Origin of the sequence: Myxococcus eversor, from assembly GCF_010894455.1 — a bacterium.
Lineage (GTDB): Bacteria > Myxococcota > Myxococcia > Myxococcales > Myxococcaceae > Myxococcus > Myxococcus eversor.
Genome location: NZ_JAAIXY010000003.1, coordinates 599,209 through 620,304, shown reverse-complemented (window position 1 = coordinate 620,304; position 21,096 = coordinate 599,209). Strand labels below are relative to the sequence as shown.

The following is a 21,096-nucleotide window of genomic DNA, read 5'->3' as shown; positions in this document are numbered from 1 at the left end:
ATTTTTGGGTGCGGGCCCTTCGCGTTTAAAGGCGTCCTCGAGTGCGTGTGGGCTCGCGTGAGGAGGACCTCGTGAAGCAGCGACTGTGGGTGGTGCTGGGACTCTTGTGCATCAGTGGGTGTGCCTGTGAGACGGTGTCCAGTGGCCACGGAGGCATCGGCTTCGACTCCTTCGGCAGCGGCACCCAGCGCGAGCCCTATGGCGAGGGCCTGCACGTGCTCAGGCCGGGCAAGTCGCTCATCACCTATGACTTGCGCGTCCAGGAGATGAAGGACGAGCTGAGCGTGCTCTCCAACAACGGCCTGGATTTGAAGGTGGACTCCAGCGTGCGCTACCGGGTGGACCCGACGAAGCTCTTCGAGCTGCACACGCAGACGGGCCCCCGCTACGCGGACATCCTCATCGCCCCCATCGCCCGCTCGGAGGCGCGCAAGGTGTTCGGCCGGTACGCGCCGGAGGAGATCTACTCCACCAGGCGCGAGCAGATTGAGAAGGAGATCCAGGACGAGGTGACGCGGGCCCTGCAGGGCAAGCACGTCGTCGTGGAGGCCATCCTCGTCCGGGACGTCACCCTGCCGGCCGCCATCCGGGAGGCCATCGCCGACAAGCTCGCCGAGGAGCAGCGCAGCCAGAAGATGCGCTTCACCCTGGACAAGGAGCGCCAGGAGGCCGAGCGCCGGCAGATCGAAGCCGAGGGCATCGCGAAGTACCAGAACATCGTCCGCCAGGGCCTCACCGAGGAGTACCTGCGCTTCAAGGGCATCGAGGCCACGGAGAAGCTCGCCTCCAGCCCCAACGCCAAGGTGGTGGTGGTGGGCGGCGGCTCGAAGGGCAACCTGCCGCTCGTCTATCAGGTGGACGGGAAGTAGCCGGGGGGTTGGCGCCGGGGGCGTGGATCCGCTAAGCGGGACTTACCGGTCAGGTCCCCGGGAGGCTTGATTCTGGGGGAGGCCCCCGGTAAAGGGGCACCGCCCTCCCACCCGGGCCGAAATTTGATGACGGGCACGGCGCCGGCCGCTCCCCCTCACGAGGCAGACGAAATCCCATGAGCGCTCAAGTTCCTACGGCAGGCAAAATCATCCAGGTTCTCGGCCCCGTGGTCGACGTCGAGTTCCCGCCGGGCGGTCTCCCCGAGGTGTACGTCGCCCTGAAGGTGACGAACGCCAACCTGGGTCCGGAGCAGGAGAACCTCACCCTGGAAGTGGCGCAGCACCTGGGCGAGAACACGGTGCGCACCATCGCCATGGACTCCACCGAGGGTCTGGCGCGTGGCACCGCGGTCCGCAACACGGGCGCCCCCATCCAGGTTCCGGTCGGCAAGGCCACCCTGGGCCGCATCCTGAACGTCACCGGTGAGCCGGTGGACGAGATGGGCCCCGTGAAGGCGCAGGAGTACTGGCCCATCCACCGCGCGCCCCCCGCGTTCACGGAGCAGGACGTGCGCGTGCAGATGTTCGAGACCGGCATCAAGGTCATCGACCTGCTCGCCCCCTACACCCGTGGTGGCAAGATTGGCCTGTTCGGCGGCGCCGGCGTGGGCAAGACGGTGCTCCTGCAGGAGCTCATCCGCAACGTCGCCATCGAGCGCGGCGGCTTCTCCGTGTTCGCCGGCGTCGGCGAGCGCACCCGCGAAGGCAACGACCTGTACCACGAGATGCAGGACACGGGCGTCATCAAGACCGACAACCTGGAGGCCAGCCAGGCCGTCCTCGTGTACGGCCAGATGAACGAGCCGCCTGGTGCCCGCGCCCGCGTGGCCCTCTCCGCGCTGACCATGGCGGAGTACTTCCGCGACGTGGAGGGCCGTGACGTGCTCCTCTTCGTGGACAACATCTTCCGCTTCACCCAGGCCGGCTCGGAAGTGTCCGCCCTCCTGGGCCGCATCCCCAGCGCCGTGGGTTACCAGCCCACGCTCGCCACGGAGATGGGCAGCCTCCAGGAGCGCATCACCTCCACCACCAAGGGCTCCATCACCTCGGTGCAGGCCATCTACGTCCCCGCCGACGACCTCACGGACCCGGCGCCCGCGACGGCGTTCGCCCACCTGGACGCGACGACGGTGCTCAACCGCTCCATCGCCGAGCTCGCCATCTTCCCCGCCGTGGACCCGCTCGACTCCACCAGCCGCATCCTGGACCCGGGCATCATCGGCCAGGAGCACTACGCGGTGGCTCGCAAGGTCCAGGGCATCCTCCAGCGGTACAAGGAGCTGCAGGACATCATCGCCATCCTCGGCATGGACGAGCTCTCCGAGGACGACAAGCTGGTGGTGGCGCGCGCCCGCAAGATTCAGAAGTTCCTGTCCCAGCCGTTCTTCGTCGCCCAGGTCTTCACCGGCAAGGAAGGCCGGTACGTGAAGCTCCAGGACACCATCCAGGGCTTCAAGGAGATCGCCGAGGGCAAGCACGACGAAATCCCCGAGGGCGCCTTCTACATGGCGGGCACCATCAGCGAAGTCGTCGAGAACGCCATCAAGCAGGCCGCGTAGACTCGGTATCCACCCGCTTTCCGAGGTGACCATGCGTCACGCGGCGCTCGTCCTGTTCCTCACCGTCCTGTCGCTCCCCGCCGTCGCGGAGGAGCGAAAGGGACGGGCCCGGGTGAGCGCCAACGGCTTGTACAGCGTGCGCATGGTGGACGGCGGCCCGGGCAAGTGCCGGCTCGAGGTGACGAAGGAGAGCGGACCCGTCTGGCAGCTGGAGCAGTGCCTGGGGACGGTGGACGACTACTACTTCGTCTCCAACGACGGCGAGCGCGTCTGGGTGCTGTGGCCCCTGGTGGAGAAGGGGAAGGCGAAGGAAGAGCCGGCGCCGAGGCGGGGCAAGGCGAAGAAGCCCAAGGGTCCTCCGGGCTGGGCCGTGAACGTGCTGGTGGCGGGGCAGTATGGCCGCGACGGGCAGCGCGTCCTGGAGCGGCGGCTGACGGACCTGGTTCCCGCGAAGCAGCTCACCGAGGTGCGCCAGATGACCCACCACTTGAAGTGGGTGGAGGGCACGCTCGGCATCCCTGGCAAGGGGCCTCGGCTGACGGACGGCGGGGTGGTGGAGTTCGAGCCGGTGGGTGGAACCACCCAGCAGCTCCATTTCTGATTTGGGTAGTGCGAGGAGCCTCATGGCCAAGCTGACTGTGGAGATTGTCACCCCCGAGAAGCGCATCCTGTCGGTGCAGGCCGACGAGGCCATCGTGCCCGGCGGCAAGGGTCTGTTTGGCGTGCGGCCGGGGCACACCCCCTTCCTGTCGCTGATGGAGCCGGGCCCGCTGACGCTCATCGACGCCGGCAAGCGCGACGCGTACTTCGTCGCCGGCGGCTTCGTGGAAGTGGCCAACGACAAGGTGCTGGTGCTGGCGGACGCCGCGGAGCACGTGTCCGGCATCGACGTGGAGGGTGCGCGCAAGCGCCTGTCCGACGCGCAGGAGCGCCTCAAGGGCCTGTCCTCCGAGGACGCCCGCTACGAGCTGGAGCAGGCCACGGTGCGTCGCGAGGCGGCCCGCATCGGCGCCGCGTCCACGGGCGCCCGGGGCTGAGTCAGCGTCCTGGCTTCAGGGCCAGGACAGCCCCAGCGACTTCTCGAAGCCCCGCCGGCCCTCGACGGTGAGCCGCACTCCGCGGCCCTCGGGCCGGCGCGCAATCCAGCGCAGCGCGAAGAGGCGCTCCGCCAGCGCGGCGCCCAGCGCCCCACCGACGTGGGCGCGGCGCTCGCTCCAGTCCAGGCAGCGGCGCGCGAAGGCTCGGCGGCCCTGGGACAGCTCCTCCAGGTCCACGCCCCACTTCGCCACGAAGCGCTCGCCTGAGGGCGTGAGCGCGTAGGTGTCCTCGCTGGACTCGAGCAGGCCGCGTTGCTCCAGGCCCTCGGCCATCGCGACACCGAGCGTGCCCGCCAGGTGGTCGTAGCAGGTGCGCGCGAAGCGCAGCGGCTCCGGGACGCGCACGGGCGCCACTCGCGTGGGCACGAGCAGGCTGAGTGCCTCCAGGGCGCGCGCGACGTCGGGGTTGGCGAGCCGGTAGTAGCGGTGCCGACCCTGTACCTCCACGCGGACCAGGTTTCCTTCGAGGAGCTTCGCCAGGTGCCCGCTCGCCGTCTGCGGGGAGATGCCCGCTTCGCGTGCGAGCTCTCCCGCTGTGCGCGCGGGACCTTCGAGCAGGCGCGAGAGCATGCCCGCGCGCGTGGCGTCTCCGATGAGCGAGGCGGTGAGGGCGAGGTCGATGGGATGGGGCATGGGGGGAGCTTGAGCGCGGAGCGTACCAGGACGTTTCGTTGTACGCCGAAGCATCGCGGGTGGTCGACTCGCGAGTCTTGAAGCTCGCGAGGCGGTGGGCCTGTCGCTTCGACGTTTCGGCACATGCCGAAGCAGGTGGGAGCGACTCGCGCGTCGTGAGGCGGCGGGACTGTCGCGCAGACGTTTCATGGTGGGGAGTCGACTCGCGTGTCGTGAGGCTCGCGAGGCGGCGAACCTGTCGAGTCGACGTTTCGGCAGGTGCCGATGCAGGTGGGCGCTCCCCGCGCGTCGTGAGGCATGCGAGGCGGTGGACCTGTCGCGTGGACGCTTCGGTGGGCAGCGAAGCTTCTCGCATCACCTGAGCTCTAGGACGCGGGCATGACCGAGCCGACGAGACACCGTGTGATTACGCCCCGCATCCTCTACTTCGGGACGCCGGTGGTGCTCTTGAGCACCCTTCAAGAAGACGGCTCGCCCAATCTGACGCCGCTGTCCTCCGCGTGGGCGCTGGATGATCGGCTGGTGCTCGGGTTGGGCCAATCTGGCCAGGGCCTGGTGAACCTGGAGCGCACGCGGGAGGCCGTGGTGAATCTTCCCTCCGCGTCCTTGTGGCCACAGGTCGAGCGCCTCGCGCCCACCACGGGCCGCTTCCCCGTGCCGGAGAAGAAGCGCGCCATGGGCTATCAACACGAGCCCCGCAAGTTCGAGCGCGCGGGCTTCACCCCCGTGCCCTCGGACACCGTCGCTCCGCCCCGCGTGGCCGAGTGTCCTCTTCAACTCGAGGCCGTGCTCCTGTCCGCGCACCCCTCCACGCCCACGCTCGACGCGCCCGAGCCGTCCTTCGTCATCGCCGAGTTGCGCGTCACCCGCGTCCACGCCCACGAGTCCGTCACCGTGCCGGGCACGCAGCACATCGACGTCGAGCGCTGGCTGCCCCTGCTCTACGTGTTCCGCCACTACGTCGGCACCAGCGCGACCATGGGCCGCAACTTCCGCGCGGAGACATGACGCCCCCGCGACGGTGCCCCCAGGGGCCGCCTGATTCCGTTGATTCAACAGCCTTGTCCCACCGGAGTTGACGTTACGCTCGAATCAATGCATTTGAAATGCATCTTTATGCCCGAGCGGGCGAAAGGGGCGGACCGAGATGAGCACGGTGGCGCACGAGAAGAGCGTGTACGAGCAGATTGGCGGAGAGCCGGCGATGGCGGCGGCGGTGGACGTGTTCTACCGGAAGGTGTTGTCGGACGACCGCATCAGCCACTTCTTCGAGGACGTGGACATGGAGCGCCAGGCCGCGAAGCAGAAGGCGTTCCTGACGATGGTGACGGGCGGGCCGTCGAACTACTCGGGCAAGGACATGCGCGCGGGTCATGCGCCCCTGGTGACGCGCGGGCTGAACGAGACGCACTTCGACGCGGTGGTGGAGCACCTGCGCGCGACGCTGGAGGAGCTCAACGTGCCCGCGCCGCTGGTGGCACGCGTGCTCGCCATCGCCGGAGGGGCTCGCGCGGACGTGCTCAACCGCTGAAGCAAGGGGAGGCGCGCCATGGCCCGGGTGAAGCACGAGTCGCGGTGGTATCCGCTGGAGTCCGAGGAGAGCGTGCTGGACGGGCTCTTGCGGCAGGGCGTGGCCGTGCCGAACGCATGCCGCGCCGGAGCCTGTCAGTCCTGCCTCATGCGCGCGTTGTCTGGCGAAATCCCGGAGGCCGCGCGCGTGGGGCTGAAGGACACGCTGCGCACGCAGGGCTACTTCCTCGCATGTGTCTGCAAGCCCATCGTGGGCACGGAGCTGGAGGTGGCGGGCGCGGACGCGCTGCGTGTGCCCGCGCGTCTCGAGTCGCTGACGCTCTTGTCCGAAAGCGTGCTGCGCGTGTGCCTGTCCACCGCCGCGCCCTTCGACTATCGGGCGGGGCAGTACGTGTCGCTGTTGCGGGAGGATGGGCTGGCCCGCAGCTACTCGCTGGCGAGCCTGCCGCGCGAGGGCCTGCTGGAGCTGCACGTGCGCCTGGTGCCAGGCGGCGCGATGAGCGGCTGGCTCGCCAGTGAGGCACGCATCGGTGACACCCTGGCCGTGCAGGGTCCGGCGGGGAATTGCTTCTACGTTTCCGGCCGTCCCGAACAGCCGCTGCTGTTGGCGGGCACCGGCACGGGGCTTGCGCCCCTCTACGGTATCGCCCGGGACGCGCTGGAGTCGGGGCACACCGGACCCATCTGGCTCTTCCACGGCGCGCGCACGCCCGAGGGGCTCTACTTGATGGACGCGCTGCGTGAGCTGGCCGCGCGACATTCGGGTTTCCACTACAGGCCTGGCGTGTTGACGGGCGGCAGCCGCGACGTGGCCGAGGGAGCGCTCGACGTGCTCATCCGCGCGGAGTGCCCGAAGCCGGTGGGCTTCCGCGCGTGGCTCTGCGGCGATTCCGGAATGGTGTTATCCCTGCGCAAGAAGCTCTTCCTCTCGGGACTCTCGCTGAAGGACCTCCACGCGGATGCCTTCCTGCCGAGCGCTCCTCGGGTGGAGCCCGTCGGAGCCCGCTGACCGTGCACCTCACCCTCCACGCCGACTACTCGCTGCGCGTCCTGCTCTACCTCGCCGCCCGCCCCGGAAGGCTCGCCTCCACCCAGGAGCTGGCGGATGCGTACGGCATCTCCAAGCACCACCTGGTGCGGGTGGTGCAGACGCTGTCGGGCGAGGGCTTCGTGGAAGTCAAAGCGGGGCGCTCCGGTGGCGTCACGCTGGCACGCCCCACCAAGGACATCTCCGTGGGCAAGGTGCTGCGCGCGGCGGAGCCGGACTTCGAGCTGGTGGAGTGCTTCAACCGCGAGACGAACACGTGCCCCATCGCTCCGGCCTGTGGGCTCAAGGGCGTGTTGTCCGAGGCACGTGAGGCCTTCCTCGCCGTGCTGGACCGGTACACACTGGCGGACCTGGTCGGCCGCTCCCGCAAGGATTTGGCCGACCTCTTCCTTCCCGTGACGGCGCCATGACCTCTGCTCCGCTCGAGTTGTTCCACCGCATCGCCGACAAGCCCTCCGCCGTGGCGCGCCTCTACATCGTCGACCACGCGCTGGAGGACCGCATTGTCTTCCGCAACCTCGTGTACGCGGAAGCCGAGCTGGACTGGACGCTGCGTGGCGGCCACTCCACACCCGCACTCTGGGACGGGACACACCTGCACCAGGGCGCGGAGGCGGTGCTGGCGCGCTTGCAGGCCGTCGTCAACCTGGGCCGCGACGACGCGTGACGCGTGACGGCGCGTGTGCCGACTCCCGCGTGGGGCTGCCACCTGCGCGGTCCTCGTGCGCCATGCGCTCCGTGTGAGCGGACGCGCTGAAGCTTCCGGAGTTGGACACGCGTGCAGGTGCGCGAATGCATGCTGGTGCTCGGGCTTGCCGCGCGCGTGCTGGTTGCGATAGTCAGCCCACCCCCGCGTGTGACGACTCGGGGGGCACGAGGCAAGGAGGGTGGACGGTGATGACGGCGGGCGTCCTGGTGTACGGAGCGGAAGTCGTTCGCGTGAAACACGCGGGTGCCGTCCTCCTCCGCGAGTCAAGTCCCCACGCGTGTCATTTCGTCGGAAGCCGCGCGCGTTTCACGCGATTCGCGCGCTTCTCCCTGTCCGTCCAGCCCTGAGCCTCGGTTAATCTCCTCGAATCCATGCCGCTGACTCCCTCCGAGCGCCAGGACAGGTTCCAAGCGGCGTTCGTGGGGCTCGCCATAGGTGATGCGCTCGGCTTTCCGCTGCGCGGCATTCCTCCCGCGAGCCTCGCGCGGCTGCCAGGGCTCGCCGAGGACTTCGCGCCCCGGCCGAGAGGGAAGTTCGCCAAGGGCCAGTTCAGCGACGACACGCAGCTCTTGCTCGCGGCGGCGGAGAGCGTCATCCGCGAGGGCCGCGTGGACGGGCGCAGCGCGGCGGCGCACCTGGCGTGGCTGTGGCAGGAGGGCATCATCCTCCAGCCGCCTCGCAGCCTCGCGGAGTCGCTCCAGCGGCTCGCCAGCGGCACGCCGTGGATGAGCGCGGGCGCGCCCCTGGGGACTCGCTGCCCGTCGGTGCTCAGCCGCTCGCTGGTGGTGGGCCTCCTGGAGAGCGGTCAGCGCGCGCGCCTGCCGCATGACGCGGGCGTGCTCACCGTCATCACCCACAAGGACCCGGTCTGCGCCGCCGCCGCCGCCGCCTTCGCGCAGGCCGCCGCGCTGGGCATGGAGGAGGAGCCGCTGACGCCCGCGGCCTTCTGCGAGCAGGTGTCGCTGACGGCCGCCGTGCACGACAAGGGGCTGGCCGAGGAGCTGCGGCACCTGCCCCGGCTCCTGACGTGGGACACCGCGCGCGCGCTGTCGCAGCTTCGCAAGGTGGGCGTGCCCCCCAGCGAGCTGAAGGGCGTGGACGGGCTGCCCTCGCACGTGGTGCCCGTGCTGCTCACGTCGCTGTACGCCGCGCTGAAGGTGCCCCACGATTTCCGCGAGGCGGTGGCGCTGGTGCTGCGCTGCGGCGGAGAAGCGGACGTCGCGGCGGCGCTGACGGGCGCGTTGCTGGGCGCGCACCTGGGCACGCGCGCGCTCCCCGCGCGACTGCGCAAGCAGGTGCTGTACATGGACAACCTGGTGGACACCGCGGACCGGCTGTTCCGGGCCCACCAGGTGCGCGAGACGCTGGCCACGGCCCTGGCGCACCAGCGCCGCCGCTAGCCCCTCGCGAGTCTCCCCAGGCAGCCGACCAGGCGGGCCGGTCCTGCACTTCCAGGTGGGCTTTGCGCGCTCGTTCGCCCTGCCCACCTTGTCCGGAGGAGCGGGGCCAGGTGCCGGCCGAGCGGACGGGCGCGCACCCGGGAGTCCCCCTCCTCAGAGCGCGGGAGACGTGAGTCGTGGACCTCGAATCGGAACGCCTGGAACGGAGCCAACTGGAGTCGCTCTCCACGACGGAGCTCATCCGGCATGCCCTGGCGGAGACACGCCTGTTGGTGCGAGCCGAGGTGCTGCACGCCAAGAAGGAGCTTCGCGACGAGCTGAAGGCCGCGCGCACCGCGGGCATCCTCATCGGCGCGGGCGCGGTGCTGGCCCTCACGTCGCTGGCGGTGCTCTTCGTGGCGCTGGGCCTGGCCCTGCCCCTGGGCGCGGCCCTCGGCGTGCTGCTGGTGGGTGTGGTGCTGCTCGCCATCGCCGGCGGGATGCTCTTCCTGGGAAGCAAGCGGGTGCCCAAGAAGCCGCTGACGCACACGCAGGAGCGCCTGAAGCTCGACTACCAGCTCACACGGGAGACGCTGCAATGAACGGCAACGGCCGAGGGGGCAACGAACTGGCGGAGCGTCACCGTCACGTCGACCACCGCATCACCCGGGGCATGGATGACCGCAAGCAGGTGGAGCAGACGGCGGACCGCATCCGGGATGAGCTCCTGTTGACGCTGGAGGAGCTGGACCGGCGGCGCGGGCGCATCCTCGATGTCCGCTATCAGGCGAAGCAGCACTCCGGCGCGCTGGTGGCCGCGGGCGCCGTGGCCATGGTGCTGGTGGGCGCGGGCGTGGGCCTGGCCATCTACCGCTCCCGCCACCGCGGAGAGGTGCTGCGCAAGAAGCGACGCAAGGCGCTCCAGCGGGCGTGGGAGCATCCGGACCGGCTGGCCTCCAGCGCGGACCAACGCCCCGTGGGCGCCGAGCTGGGCCGCAAGCTCGTCCTCATCTTCGCCACCACGCTGGCCACCGCCGTGGCGAAGAACTCCGTGAAGTCGCTCGTGCCCGCCCGTCAGGCCCCGAGCCCCGCTTTGCTGGAGGAGTAGAATCTCTTAATGCGAAGCAAATGGACATAATGCATTCTGATGTCCATGACGGACCTGCTCTATGCGCGGGCGCAGATGGGCCTGTCGCTCGCGTTCCACATCGTGTTCGCGGCGGCGGGCGTGGCGTTGCCAGTGCTCATGGTGCTGAGTGACTGGAAGGCGCGGCGCACGGGAGACTCCGACTACCGGAAGTTGAGCCAGAAGCTGGCGAAGGGGACGGCCATCCTCTTCGCGGTGGGCGCGGTGAGCGGGACGGTGTTGTCGTTCGAGCTGGGCCTGCTGTGGCCGGAGTTCATGGGCCAGTACGGCGAGGTGATTGGCCTGCCCTTCAGCCTGGAGGGCGTGGCGTTCTTCACCGAGGCCATCTTCCTGGGCATCTATCTGTACGGCCGCGAGCGGGTGTCGCCGGGGCTGCACCTGTTCTCCGGTGTCATGGTGGCGGTGAGCGGCGCGGCCAGCGCGTTCTTCGTCACGCTGGTCAACGTGTTCATGAATGACCCGTCGGGCTTCGTGGCCACGCCGCATGGGCCCACGGATATCGAACCGCTGAAGGCGATGTTCAGCCCGGGCTGGCTCACCCAGACGTCGCACGTGCTGCTCTCCTGCTATCAGGCGAGCGCGTTCGCGATGGCGGGCATCCACGCCTTCGTGCTCCTGCGCCATCCGGGCTCGGCCTTCCATCGCAAGGCGCTGTCGGTGGCGCTGCCGCTCGCGTGTGTCACCGCGCTGCTCCAGCCCGTCGTCGGAGACCTGTCCGCCAAGCACGTGGCGAAGGCGCAGCCGGTGAAGCTGGCGGCGATGGAGGGGCAGTTCGAGACGGAGCGCGGCGCGCCCTTGCGGGTGGGTGGGTTTCCCGACGTGGAGACGAGGACTGTCTCGCATGCGTTGGACATCCCCAACGGCCTGTCCATCCTCGCGTTTGGCGACCCGGACGCGGAGGTAAAGGGACTCAACGAGTTCCCTCGCGACACGTGGCCGCCGGTGGCGAAGGTGCACATGGCCTTCCAGGTGATGGTGGGCACGGGCAGCGCGATGGCCTTGCTGGCGCTGGTGACGCTCGGGTACCGGTGGCGCAGGAAGGCGTGGCCATCGGGGCGGAAGATGATGTGGGCGTGGCTGGTGTCGGGGCCGCTCGGGCTGGTGGCGTTGGAGGCGGGGTGGCTCGTCACCGAGTGGGGACGGCAGCCGTGGATTGTCCGGGGTGTGATGCGCACGGCGGACGCGGTGACGCCGGTGCCTCACCTGGCCGCGCCGTTCTGGACGTTCACCGTCGTGTATCTGTTCCTGGGCGTGGTGGTGGTGGCGCTGTTGAAGCGGCAGGTGGCGGACACGCTGCCGGACCGCGAGCCGAAGGGGCCTGACGCGAAGGGAGGCGAGGCGCATGTCCACTGAGGCGGTGCTGGGCTTCGTGCTGGCGGGGTCGTTCGTGCTCTACGCGCTGTTTGGTGGCGCGGACTTCGGTGGCGGGGTGTGGGACCTCCTGGCCTTCGGTCCGCGCAAGGCGGAGCAGCGGGCGCTCATCGCCCGCGCCATGGGCCCGGTGTGGGAGGTGAATCACATCTGGCTCATCCTGGGCGTGGTGCTGTTGTTCGCGGGGTTTCCTCGCGCCTTCGCGACGCTCAGCGTGGCGCTGCATGTGCCGCTGACGTTGCTGCTGCTGGGCATCGTCTTCCGAGGCGCGGCCTTCACCTTCCGCACCTACGACATGCGGGGAGACGCCGCGCAGCGACAGTGGGGCCTGGTGTTCAGCGGGGCGAGCATCGTCGCGCCGCTGCTGTTGGGCATGTGCGTGGGCGCGGTGGCGAGCGGCTCCATCCGCGTGGAGGGCAGGGTGGTGGTGAGCGGCTTCTTCGCGTCGTGGCTGTCGCCCTTCGCCTGGGCGGTGGGCGTGCTGGCGCTGGCGCTCTTCGCCTTCCTGGCGGCGGTGTTCCTCACGCACGAGGCGTCTGGAGCGGAGCTGCGTGAGGACTTCCGGAAGCGCGCGCTCGGGGCGGGAGTGGCCGTGTTCGTGGCGGCGCTCGTTGTCTTGTTGCTCGCGCGCGAGGGGGCGCCTCGGGTGTGGGAGGGGTTGTCGCGCTCGCCCTTCGCGCTGGCGCTGCATGGGGCGACAGGAGTGGCGGCGGTGACGGCGTTCGCCCTGTTGTGGACGCATCGCTTCCAGTGGGCGCGGTTGGCGGCGGCGTTCCAGGCCGGGCTCATCGTCCTGGGTTGGGCGGCGTCCCAGTATCCCTATCTGGTGGTGCCGGACGTGACGCTGCAAGGCGCGGCGGCGGGGCCCGCGACGCAGCGCCTGTTGCTCATCGCGCTCGCGGTGGGTGCCGTGACGGTGATTCCATCCATCGCGCTGTTGTTCCGAGTGTTCCGCCCCAGGCCCGACGGCGCGTCCACCATGGACTCCGGACACTGACGCGCTCGAAGTCAGCGAGAAGCCCCGCAACCAGGATTTCCGGAGCGTGTTCCTGGAGGCATGAAAAGACCCCTCCTGCTGGCTTCCTTGTTGGTCTCCTCCGCGAGCCTCGGTTTCGGTGAGGACCTCTGTTACGCGACGTCGGGCGGTGCTCCGCTCAACTGTCAGCCGCTTCCCGCGGGGTGCGCGCCGGGTGACGCCTCCATGGCGTGCAAGTCGGCGGCGTTGAATGCGGCGGCGACCGCGAAGGGCCAGTCGAATGGGGCGCGCAGCCTCATCCACGCGGACGCCACCTATCTGTTGGCGCAGGCGGTGGGCTTTGATTCCGTCAGTGCGTACTGGATTGCCGCCTATGACCAGGCGACGGACCTGTCCACCTTCACGCCCCGGACGCTGAATGGCGGCGCGGTGTCGGACAGCGTGGCGCGCACCACGAAGTCCATCTCCGGGGTGAACCGGGGCAACTTCGACCAGGGTGGCGTGTTGTTCCACTTCGTCACCCCTCGCAACGGTGGGGCGATGCACCCGGATGCCACGGTGGACGGGCTGCATCCGGACACGACGGACGTGGACGAGGTGCTGCTCGCCAACCTGCGCGCGTGGGTGCTCCAGGGTCAGGGCTCCGGGCGAGGCTGCACGGGTGGCCTGACGACGCCCATCGCCAACGGGGGTTATGCCCTGGGCACTGGCTGCTATGCGTTCTCCGGCGAGCCGGGGGCCATCTCGGGCAGTGTGGCGGCGGTGGGGCCCGTCGCGGTGCCCATCAACTCCACGACGGGGCCGCAGGTGATGGACGTGGGGACGGGCACCTTATCCACCGGTTTCGATGCGTACATCGGCACGTATGCGTTCGAGGCCCGCGCGGGCATCTTTCTGCACGCCCTGGCGGACCGAATCTCGCATCACGTCTGCACGGATGCGTCGTCGAGCTACGGGCCGCTCGGGCCGCAGCGGACCTTCACCATCGACATGTCCAACGCCGAGTGCGTCCAGACGATGCACGTGCTGCGTCACGTCTGGGAGACGGGCGTCGACTTCTCCGCGCTGCCGGCGCGCGAGCAGACCACCACGGCCACGCTGGGTGAGGTGTTCGACGCCCTGCTCGAGTTCGCCACGGCGCGAGGTGTCGCATCAGGGCCGAACAGCCAGACGCTCGCGCTGAGGACGGCGCTCGTCAACGAGCTGTCCACGGCGCTGGAGACCTACGACGCCCGGGCTCGCGCCATCGCCGTGCGAGATGTGGGGTGTACCCGGAGCTACGCCGTGTTCCCGGGCATGCCCGCATGTGGAACGCCGTGACGCTTCCCTGACGTGGGCGTGATCGCTACCGCTGATGTCAGGGCAGGCGACTCCGGAGTTGAAGCCAGTCGGCCAGCTCCGGATGCTTCCGCACCACCCCTGAGTCGGAGATGGGACTCAGTGTGTTGAGCGCGCTCTTGATGTAGCGCAGCTTGAGGAGCGTCTCGATGGGGAAGCAAGCTCCACGACTCAGCGCCTGCTGCTCGTCGCGCTTGTGGTGGGAGCGCTGACGGTGATTCCTTCCATCGCACTGCCCCGTCCCGGGTGTTCCGCCCCAGGCCCGACGGCACGTCCATCCCAGGCCCTTGGGCCTGAGTCCTGCGCTCCCGACTGGCTTCTGTTGTGGGTGTATATGTTTGAGAAGGGGCGAGCCAGGCCTTCGCCTGGTGAGGTGTGGCATCGGGACTTGTCTGGTTATGGGCAAAGCCCTGTCGCGGTGTGGGGTCCTGTTTGACGGCTCTCCATGATGTAAGCCATTGAGGTGGGCGCCGTTCGAACCGAGAAAGGACCGTTGTGAGCCAATCCGATAAGGCGTCGATGAATCGACGAAGGTTTCTTCGCGCGGGCGCGCTGCTGGGCATGGGCGCGGGCAACCTCCTCACCACGAAGGCAGCGGAGGCTGGGTGGGCCATGAGCGGCGGCGTCCCCGCGCCCGAGCTGCTCAATGCGTTCGGTGCTCCGACCTCGCACGAGGGTGCGCTTCATCACCCCCGAGGAAGCGAACTCGCCGAACTCAACCTCGTGAACGAGTCTCCGGGACTCGCCCCATCGCGGCAGGTCATCTACCCCGCCCCCTTGGAGGCGAGCGCGCAGGGCGTTGCGCTGCAGCTGCACTTCCGCAACAGCTACGGGCCTCGAATCCGCCTCTGCATCTCGTTCCACTCCCCAGCCACCTGTGCTGGACGGGGAGATTGGGGGACGCGGGGCTGGTGGTCGTTCGACCTCAACCAGTCGGTGTACGTCCTCAACACAGGTTATCGGTTGGCCTACTACTTCGCTGAAGCCGCTGACGGCGCTTTCTGGACTGGCTCCGACTTCAGCATCTTCGCGCCAGCGGCCAGCTTCGATTCCTGTTCGTGGAACCAGAGAATCGGTGATCGCTCTTTGGGGATGCGGACCGTGAACCTCAAGGATGACGTGCAGACCATCAACCTGACTCGCTGAACACGCGGAGTGAACCGCGCTCGGCGTCCGGGCGCTCTCCTGGCCGTGCTTCAGCGCGGGCCAGCCTCATCGTGAGGTTGTGCCCAGGGAAGAGGCTCCGTTCTTCCTGGGCACAGGCTGCGACGCCTTGAGACAGAAAAATCCTGTCTCGGCGGAGCGCGGCACCTGCAACGCCATGCGGGCGGTTTCTTGCGTGGCGCTCGCATTTTTGGGTGTCGCGGTTCTGTCCGCTTTGGCGTGGGTAAAGGGACTTGTGTGTCTGCCTTTGCTTGGGGTGTGTGACGCTCCGAGTCGTTTTCCAGGCCGCTCGAATCTTTGATTCCCGAGAGGAAGCACCCCGCAGGGGTAGATGTAGGAATTGGATTTTTTACACGCAAGGAGTTGCATCCGCGGCGTTGATACATGCAAGACAGTGAGAAGCACCGCTTCTTCCTGACGTGGAGGTCGCCGATATGGGTGTCGTCCGACGCGCGGTCTTGCTGCTGTGCTTCACCTCGCTCCTGCTCCCCCGGATGTCTCAAGCCGGTGAATCATTCGTGAACTGGGAGGACCCTCATGTCCACCCGCTGGACCTGACTCCTGACGGCAATTTGCTGCTGGCGGTGAACACCGCCGACAACCGGCTGATGGTGTTCGACGTGACGTCGCGACGGGGGCTGGAGCTGGTGGCCTCCATCCCCGTGGGCCTGGACCCCGTGTCGGTGCGGGCTCGCGGCAACTCCGAGGCGTGGGTGGTGAACCACATCTCCGACAGCGTGAGCATCGTCGACCTGAGACGCGGCACCGTGACGGCCACCATCCATACGGATGACGAGCCCGCGGACGTCGTCTTCGCGGGACGCCCGGAGCGGGCCTTCATCACCTGCTCCCAGGTCAACCGCGTGCTGGTGGTGGACCCGCGCCGTCCCGACGCGACGCCCCAGCGCATCACCCTGAAGGGCGAGGACCCGCGCTCGCTCGCGGTGAGCCCCGACGGCCGCTACGTCTACGCGGCTATCTTCGAGTCCGGCAACGGCAGCACCATCCTCGGTGGTGGTTCGCTGATTCCGGACGCCTATCCGCCCAACGCCGTGAGCGACACGCGCGGCCCCTATGGCGGTATCAACCCGCCGCCCAACGCGGGCTCCTCCTTCTTCCCCGCGCTCAATCCCGCCAACCCGCCGCCTCCTCCCGTGGGCCTCATCGTGCGCAAGACGGCGCGCGGCCAGTGGCTGGACGACAACCTCGCGGACTGGACGAACCTGGTGAGCGGGTCGAACGCCGCCGCCTCCGGTCGCCTCAGGGGCTGGGACCTGCCGGACCGCGATTTGGCCATCATCGACACGGCGTCGCTCGACGTCAGCTACGCCACGCGGCTGATGAACGCGAACATGGCGCTGGCCGTGCATCCCTCCGGCTCCGTCACCGTGGTGGGCACCGACGCGCGCAACGAGGTGCGCTTCGAGCCGAACGTCAACGGGCGCTTCCTGCGCGTGTTGATGGCAGTGGTGGACCCGCGCCGGCCTTCGTCATCCTCGGTGCATGACCTCAACCCGCACCTCAACTACGCCACGCCCACGGTGCCCCAGTCCGTGCGGAACCTGTCGGTGGGAGACCCGCGCGGCATCGCCTGGAACTCGCGCGGCACGCGGGCCTTCGTGACGGGCATGGGCTCCAACAACGTGGTGGCGGTGGGCCTGGGCGGCGCGCGGCTGGCACAGGCGGAGGTGGGCGAGGGGCCCACGGGCATCGTCTTCGACGACTCGCGTGACAGGCTCTACGTGCTCAACCGCTTCGGCGCGAGCATCTCCGTGCTGAGCACAGACCGCCTCAAGGAGCTGTCGCGGGTGGCGTTCTTCGACCCGACGCCCGAGTCCCTCAAGGCGGGCCGCAAGCACCTCTACGACACGCACAAGACGTCGGGCCTGGGCCACGTGGCCTGCGCGTCGTGCCACATCGACGGGCGCATGGACCGGCTGGCGTGGGACTTGGGCGACCCGACGGGCACGGTGAAGTCACTGGCCGGGCAGAACCTGGGCATGGGCCTGCCGCTGCCGCCCTTCGAGGCGTGGCACCCGATGAAGGGGCCCATGACGACGCAGACACTCCAGGACATCATCGGCAAGGAGCCGCTGCACTGGCGCGGAGACCGCGCGAGCCTGGAGGAGTTCAACCCCGCCTTCGAGGGACTCCAGGGCGACGATGCCCAGCTCACGACGCGGGAGATGAAGGAGCTGCGCTCGTTCCTCGCGACGCTCACCTTCCCGCCCAACCCGTTCCGCAACCTGGACAACTCGCTGCCCCGGAACCTGCCGCTGCCGGGCCATTACACGACGGGCCGCTTCGCGCCCGCGGGCCAGCCGCTGCCCAATGGCGACGCGACGCGGGGCATGGCGATATTCCGTCCGCCGCGCCTGCTCGCGCAGGGCCTCTTCGCGTGCAACACGTGCCACACCTTCCCGTCGGGCCTCGCCGTCGACATGCAGTGGACCGGCGCCATGTGGATGCCCATGCCGAAGGGCGCCATGGGCGAGTCGCACCACGCGCTTGTCTCCACCGACGGCAGCACCAACGTCACGCTCAAGGTGCCGCAGCTTCGCAACGTCTACGAGAAGGTGGGCATGGAGTTGACGCAGAAGGAGAGCCTCTCGGGCTTCGCCTTCATCCATGACGGCAGCGTGGACTCGCTGGCGCGCTTCATCACCGAGCCGACCTTCAATCCGGAGAGCGACCAGGAGGTGGCGGACCTCGTCGCGCTGCTGCTGTCGTTCTCGGGCTCGGAGCTGCCGCGCGGTTCGGCCACGGACATGTTCTTGCCGCCAGGGCCGGACAGCAAGGACTCGCACGCGGCGGTGGGCCAGCAGGTGACGTTGACGACGGCCACGCCCTCCGAGCTCGCCCGGGTGTTGCAGTTCATGTCCCTGGCGGAGCAGGGCAAGGTGGGCCTGGTGGTGAAGGGGCGCCGCTCCGGTGAGGCGCGCGGCTTCGCCTACCTGGGCGGCGGGGTGTTCCAGTCGGACCGGGCCTCGGAGAAGGTGGGCGCGTTCCTGCTGCTGGCGGGGGCCCGGCCCGGCTCGGAGCTGACGTACACCGTGGTGCCCAAGGGCTCCGAGCGACGCATCGGCTTGGACCAGGACGAGGACGGGATGCTGGACCGGGACGAGTTGGACAGGGGGCGCAGGCCGGACCTGGCGAATGATGGCCGCAGGTTCGTCGAGGGCGAGGGGGCGGGTCAGAGTGGCCCGCTTGCGACCGCGGATTTGTAAAACGTATCGTCTCGGGTGGGGGGCTGCTCGTCAGCCCATACGGGTCCTTGGAGGCGTGAGCATGAAACTGAAAGTCGCGTATTGGGTTGTCACCGGGCTGGTATCACTGTCGGCTTCGGTCTCCGCCTTCCTGTATCTGAGCGCGGCGCCGAACATGGTCCTGGCGTTCGAGCACCTGGGCTACCCGGACTACTTCCGGAACATGCTCGGCATCGCCAAGCTGCTGGGTGTGGTCGCGCTGTGGGCCCCCGTGCCCCGCACGTTGCGCGAGTGGGCTTACGCGGGCTTCGTCATCGACTTCATCGCGGCGGCGGTGTCGCACATCGCGATGGGGGACCCGGTGGGCACGGCTGTCGCGCCCATCGTCGTCCTGACGCTGGCGCTCACCTCGCACCAGCTCTGGCACCGCCTGTCGGCTGGCGTGGAGGCCACGCCCGTCGCGCATCCCGTGGGGGCCTGAAGTCTCTCTCGATGAAAAGGGGGACGGCTCCTTTGCTCCGGAGCTGTCCCTCGTGCGACGTGGCGCTCAGGGCGTCGTGGGCCAGATGAGGCGAGGCTCTTCGTCGCCATTGGCCACGAGCACGCTGACGTCATCGACGAGGTCCTCGGAGTCGAGGGCCTGAAGCACGGTGCGGACGGCGGCCTCGGCGTGCATCACCTGGCAGTGGACGCGCAGGTGGCCGTCGCGCAGCTCGCCGCCCTCCACTTCGCCGTTGCCCGTCCAGCCGAGCGCGTCGGTGAGCAGTTCCTCGACGGCGACGCGCTTCTCCACGTCATGGCCGGTGCCCTTGCCCTCGATGGGGTACTGGACGATGAGCGTGGCCATCGCGTCGGGCTCGGGCTCGTCGTAGTCCTGTTCGATGAGCGGGCCGGCGGCGTCGGCGATGGCGAAGTCGGGGTCCTCTTCCGGAGGGAGGGGCGTGTCCTTCTGTTCGCCCACTTCGCCCACGGTGCCCCAGTGCGTGGTGAGCACGCCCTCATGCACCCAGACCTCCCAGAAACGGAGGCTGTCGCCTTCCTTCTTGTAGAGCTTCAGCAAATCAGACCCCAGGGGAGGGCCCTCCATAGCATGGCGTCCGGCTGGCGCCAGCCCGTGGAGGAGCCCGGACCCAGGGGGCCGTTCAGAAGGCGCGGCCCTGTCCGCCGTCCACGGGGAGCGTGGCCCCCGTCACCCAGCGGGCGCGCTCCGAGCAGAGGAAGGCCACCACGTCCGCCACCTCTTCGGGCGAGCCGAAGCGACCCCAGGGCAGCTCGTCCTTCACCATCTTCGCGACCTTGTCCGGGTCCGCCTTCTGGCGTTTGTCCCAGCTCCCCCCGGGGAAGAGGATGGAGCCGGGCGCCACGCCGTTGACGCGGATGCGGTGGCGCGCGAGGTCCACCGCCATCTCCTTGGTGAGCGCGGTGAGGCCCGCCTTCGCCGTGGTGTAGGGCGCGCTGGCGGCGTACTCGCGGCCGTAGATGGAGTTGATGTGGATGATGGTGCCACCGCCCTTCGCGCGCATGACCTCCACCGCGCGCTGGCTGCACCACACGGCGGACATCAGGTTGCGGTCCATCACCGCGCTCCACTGCTCCACCGTGGCCGCGTCGAACGAGCCCGCGCCGCCGCTGCCGCCCACGTTGTTCACCAGGATGTCGAGCGTGCCGAACGCGCGCACCGCCGCATCCACCGCCGCCACGGCGCCAGCCTGGGTGGCCACGTCCGCGACGACGGTGGCCACGTCCGCGCCCGCCGCGCGCAGCTCCTTCGCGGCGGTCTCCAGGGTCTCCGCGCCCCGCGCGCTGAGACACACCCGTGCACCCTCACGGGCCAGCGCCGCCACCGTGGCCCGTCCGATGCCCCGACTGCTGCCGGTGACGAGGGCCGCCTTGCCTCTGAGCTCCAGTTCCATGGCGCCGGTTCTACTTCAGGTGAGCCGGGCGCGACCGCCGTCCGTGGGACACCTGATGGATGGCCTACACGGTTACCGAGGGTTGGCGGGGCGCGGGGTGAGCGCCTGGATGGCGAGCCACTCGACGGCGTCTTCCCACAGCGTGTCGCGGAAGCTCTCGCGGAAGAAACCGAAGTGGCCGATGGGCTGGCCCACCTGCTGGGGCGTCACCCGGCGGTGCTCCACCAGCGCGTCCGCGTAGAACGACAGCAGGTGCTCCACGGCGGCCTTCGAGGCGATGGGGTCATCCGCGAAGCTGTAGGCCCGCAGCGGCAGGTACAGCGACGCGAAGGCCTCGCGGCGCGACTCACCGCCCTCGCTGAGCAGGTAGTTCGGAGACAGGCACCAGCGCGCCCACTGCTCGGCCACGCCCGCCGGCAGGTCCTCCGCCGTTCCCGCCCACCCCGGCAGCTTGCCGAAGGCCCGAATCAACACGGGGGTGAACACGCGCCAGTTGAGCGCCATGCGCAGCCGCTGGGGAAACAGCTTGTAGTAGCCGGAGCCCGCAGCCACGCTCAGCAGCGCTGACACCTCGCGCGCGTTCTCCGCCAGCCCGAGCAACTGGCCGCCCACGCTGTGGCCCACCATCAGCAGGCGGCGGCCCGGGAAGCGCTCTCGCATCGTGGCGATGGCGCCCGCGAGGTCCTGGCTCCCCCAGTCCTCCATGTGCGCGCCGAAGCCCTCGAAGGAGTCCGGGCGCGAGCCACCGATGCCTCGGTAGTCGAAGGTGACGGTGGGAAAGCCCCGGCGCGCGAGGAAGGCCGCGAAGCGCGAGTAGTACCGCTGCTTCGCTCCCGTGGCGCCCACGACGAGCACCACCGCGCCGACCTCCGCTCCTTCGTGCGGGAAGAGGGTGGCGGACAGCGTGTAGCCGTCCTGGGCCTTGAGTCGAAAGGGGACGCCCGGGCTCGAAGCCTGGGTGGCCGCCGTCAACCTGTCCTCCTGCGGGATGCTCCGCACCGAGGGGACCGTGTCTTGCTCCAGCGCCGTCGCATGAGACATGGACATCGCGTTCTCCTGTCGTTCGCGCGGGGCCGCCAAGAGTGCCGCCGCTTCCA

General features: G+C 69.1%; 22 protein-coding genes. 18 read left to right on the top strand and 4 right to left on the bottom strand.

What is annotated here, in order from left to right:
* The first annotated feature begins 71 nt into the window (after positions 1-71).
* The 4 genes from G4D83_RS09395 to G4D83_RS09380 all read left to right on the top strand — a co-directional run bounded on the left by G4D83_RS09395 (position 72) and on the right by G4D83_RS09380 (position 3,525).
* Positions 72-869, top strand: coding sequence for a prohibitin family protein (locus G4D83_RS09395; RefSeq protein WP_163864336.1), 798 nt, complete (start codon positions 72-74; stop codon positions 867-869).
* A 176-nt stretch (positions 870-1,045) separates the two neighbouring features.
* A complete protein-coding gene (atpD, locus tag G4D83_RS09390) occupies positions 1,046-2,488 on the top strand; it encodes a F0F1 ATP synthase subunit beta (RefSeq protein ID WP_163864335.1) in 1,443 nt (480 codons plus the stop codon).
* Between the two features lie 31 nt (positions 2,489-2,519).
* Positions 2,520-3,089 (top strand): hypothetical protein, encoded by a 570-nt coding sequence (locus G4D83_RS09385; protein ID WP_163864334.1) that lies wholly within the window; start codon positions 2,520-2,522, stop codon positions 3,087-3,089.
* A 22-nt stretch (positions 3,090-3,111) separates the two neighbouring features.
* The gene (locus G4D83_RS09380) at positions 3,112-3,525 is read left to right on the top strand and encodes a F0F1 ATP synthase subunit epsilon (protein WP_163864333.1); all 414 of its coding nucleotides are present in this window, start codon (positions 3,112-3,114) and stop codon (positions 3,523-3,525) included.
* Positions 3,526-3,540: 15 nt separating this feature from the next.
* On the opposite strand, the gene G4D83_RS09375 is transcribed toward G4D83_RS09380, so the two are convergent.
* Positions 3,541-4,218: an ArsR/SmtB family transcription factor gene (locus tag G4D83_RS09375; protein ID WP_163864332.1), complete on the bottom strand. Its 678-nt coding sequence runs from the start codon at positions 4,216-4,218 to the stop codon at positions 3,541-3,543.
* A 378-nt stretch (positions 4,219-4,596) separates the two neighbouring features.
* On the opposite strand from G4D83_RS09375, the gene G4D83_RS09370 reads away from it, so the two are divergent.
* The 14 genes from G4D83_RS09370 (at position 4,597) to G4D83_RS09305 (ending at position 18,567) form a co-directional block, all read left to right on the top strand.
* On the top strand, positions 4,597-5,226 hold the full coding sequence (locus tag G4D83_RS09370) for a flavin reductase family protein (protein ID WP_163864331.1): 630 nt from the start codon (positions 4,597-4,599) through the stop codon (positions 5,224-5,226).
* A 139-nt stretch (positions 5,227-5,365) separates the two neighbouring features.
* Positions 5,366-5,749 carry a group I truncated hemoglobin gene (locus G4D83_RS09365; protein ID WP_163864330.1) on the top strand — a complete coding sequence of 128 codons (384 nt, stop codon included), beginning with the start codon at positions 5,366-5,368 and terminating at the stop codon, positions 5,747-5,749.
* A gap of 18 nt (positions 5,750-5,767) precedes the next feature.
* Complete coding sequence (locus G4D83_RS09360; protein ID WP_163864329.1) at positions 5,768-6,757, top strand: FAD-binding oxidoreductase; 990 nt, start codon at positions 5,768-5,770, stop codon at positions 6,755-6,757.
* A 2-nt stretch (positions 6,758-6,759) separates the two neighbouring features.
* Positions 6,760-7,206: an RrF2 family transcriptional regulator gene (locus G4D83_RS09355; RefSeq protein WP_163864328.1), complete on the top strand. Its 447-nt coding sequence runs from the start codon at positions 6,760-6,762 to the stop codon at positions 7,204-7,206.
* Positions 7,203-7,463, top strand: coding sequence for a hypothetical protein (locus G4D83_RS09350; RefSeq protein WP_163864327.1), 261 nt, complete (start codon positions 7,203-7,205; stop codon positions 7,461-7,463). Before G4D83_RS09355 ends, G4D83_RS09350 begins: the two co-directional genes overlap by 4 nt.
* A 413-nt stretch (positions 7,464-7,876) precedes the next feature.
* A complete protein-coding gene (locus tag G4D83_RS09345) occupies positions 7,877-8,905 on the top strand; it encodes an ADP-ribosylglycohydrolase family protein (protein WP_163864326.1) in 1,029 nt (342 codons plus the stop codon).
* A gap of 176 nt (positions 8,906-9,081) precedes the next feature.
* On the top strand, positions 9,082-9,486 hold the full coding sequence (locus tag G4D83_RS09340; protein ID WP_163864325.1) for a phage holin family protein: 405 nt from the start codon (positions 9,082-9,084) through the stop codon (positions 9,484-9,486).
* Positions 9,483-9,992 (top strand): hypothetical protein, encoded by a 510-nt coding sequence (locus tag G4D83_RS09335; protein WP_163864324.1) that lies wholly within the window; start codon positions 9,483-9,485, stop codon positions 9,990-9,992. The genes G4D83_RS09340 and G4D83_RS09335 overlap by 4 nt, the downstream gene beginning before the upstream one ends.
* A gap of 39 nt (positions 9,993-10,031) precedes the next feature.
* Positions 10,032-11,384 (top strand): cytochrome ubiquinol oxidase subunit I, encoded by a 1,353-nt coding sequence (locus tag G4D83_RS09330; protein WP_163864323.1) that lies wholly within the window; start codon positions 10,032-10,034, stop codon positions 11,382-11,384.
* Positions 11,374-12,399, top strand: coding sequence for a cytochrome d ubiquinol oxidase subunit II (locus tag G4D83_RS09325; RefSeq protein ID WP_163864322.1), 1,026 nt, complete (start codon positions 11,374-11,376; stop codon positions 12,397-12,399). Before G4D83_RS09330 ends, G4D83_RS09325 begins: the two co-directional genes overlap by 11 nt.
* 60 nt (positions 12,400-12,459) lie before the next feature.
* Positions 12,460-13,698, top strand: coding sequence for a hypothetical protein (locus tag G4D83_RS09320; RefSeq protein ID WP_163864321.1), 1,239 nt, complete (start codon positions 12,460-12,462; stop codon positions 13,696-13,698).
* A gap of 537 nt (positions 13,699-14,235) precedes the next feature.
* On the top strand, positions 14,236-14,862 hold the full coding sequence (locus G4D83_RS09315) for a DUF1036 domain-containing protein (RefSeq protein WP_163864320.1): 627 nt from the start codon (positions 14,236-14,238) through the stop codon (positions 14,860-14,862).
* Positions 14,863-15,314: 452 nt separating this feature from the next.
* Positions 15,315-18,107 carry a beta-propeller fold lactonase family protein gene (locus G4D83_RS09310; protein ID WP_163864319.1) on the top strand — a complete coding sequence of 931 codons (2,793 nt, stop codon included), beginning with the start codon at positions 15,315-15,317 and terminating at the stop codon, positions 18,105-18,107.
* A 61-nt stretch (positions 18,108-18,168) separates the two neighbouring features.
* Complete coding sequence (locus G4D83_RS09305) at positions 18,169-18,567, top strand: DoxX family protein (protein ID WP_163864318.1); 399 nt, start codon at positions 18,169-18,171, stop codon at positions 18,565-18,567.
* Positions 18,568-18,633: 66 nt separating this feature from the next.
* Here G4D83_RS09305 and G4D83_RS09300 read toward each other — a convergent pair whose 3' ends face one another.
* The 3 genes from G4D83_RS09300 to G4D83_RS09290 form a co-directional block, all read right to left on the bottom strand.
* The gene (locus G4D83_RS09300) at positions 18,634-19,173 is read right to left on the bottom strand and encodes a hypothetical protein (RefSeq protein ID WP_163864317.1); all 540 of its coding nucleotides are present in this window, start codon (positions 19,171-19,173) and stop codon (positions 18,634-18,636) included.
* Between the two features lie 55 nt (positions 19,174-19,228).
* Positions 19,229-19,999 carry an SDR family NAD(P)-dependent oxidoreductase gene (locus G4D83_RS09295; protein WP_163864316.1) on the bottom strand — a complete coding sequence of 257 codons (771 nt, stop codon included), beginning with the start codon at positions 19,997-19,999 and terminating at the stop codon, positions 19,229-19,231.
* Positions 20,000-20,071: 72 nt separating this feature from the next.
* Entirely contained in the window at positions 20,072-21,046 is a 975-nt protein-coding gene (locus G4D83_RS09290) for an alpha/beta hydrolase family protein (RefSeq protein WP_163864315.1), read from the bottom strand.
* Between the last annotated feature and the right edge of the window lie 50 nt (positions 21,047-21,096).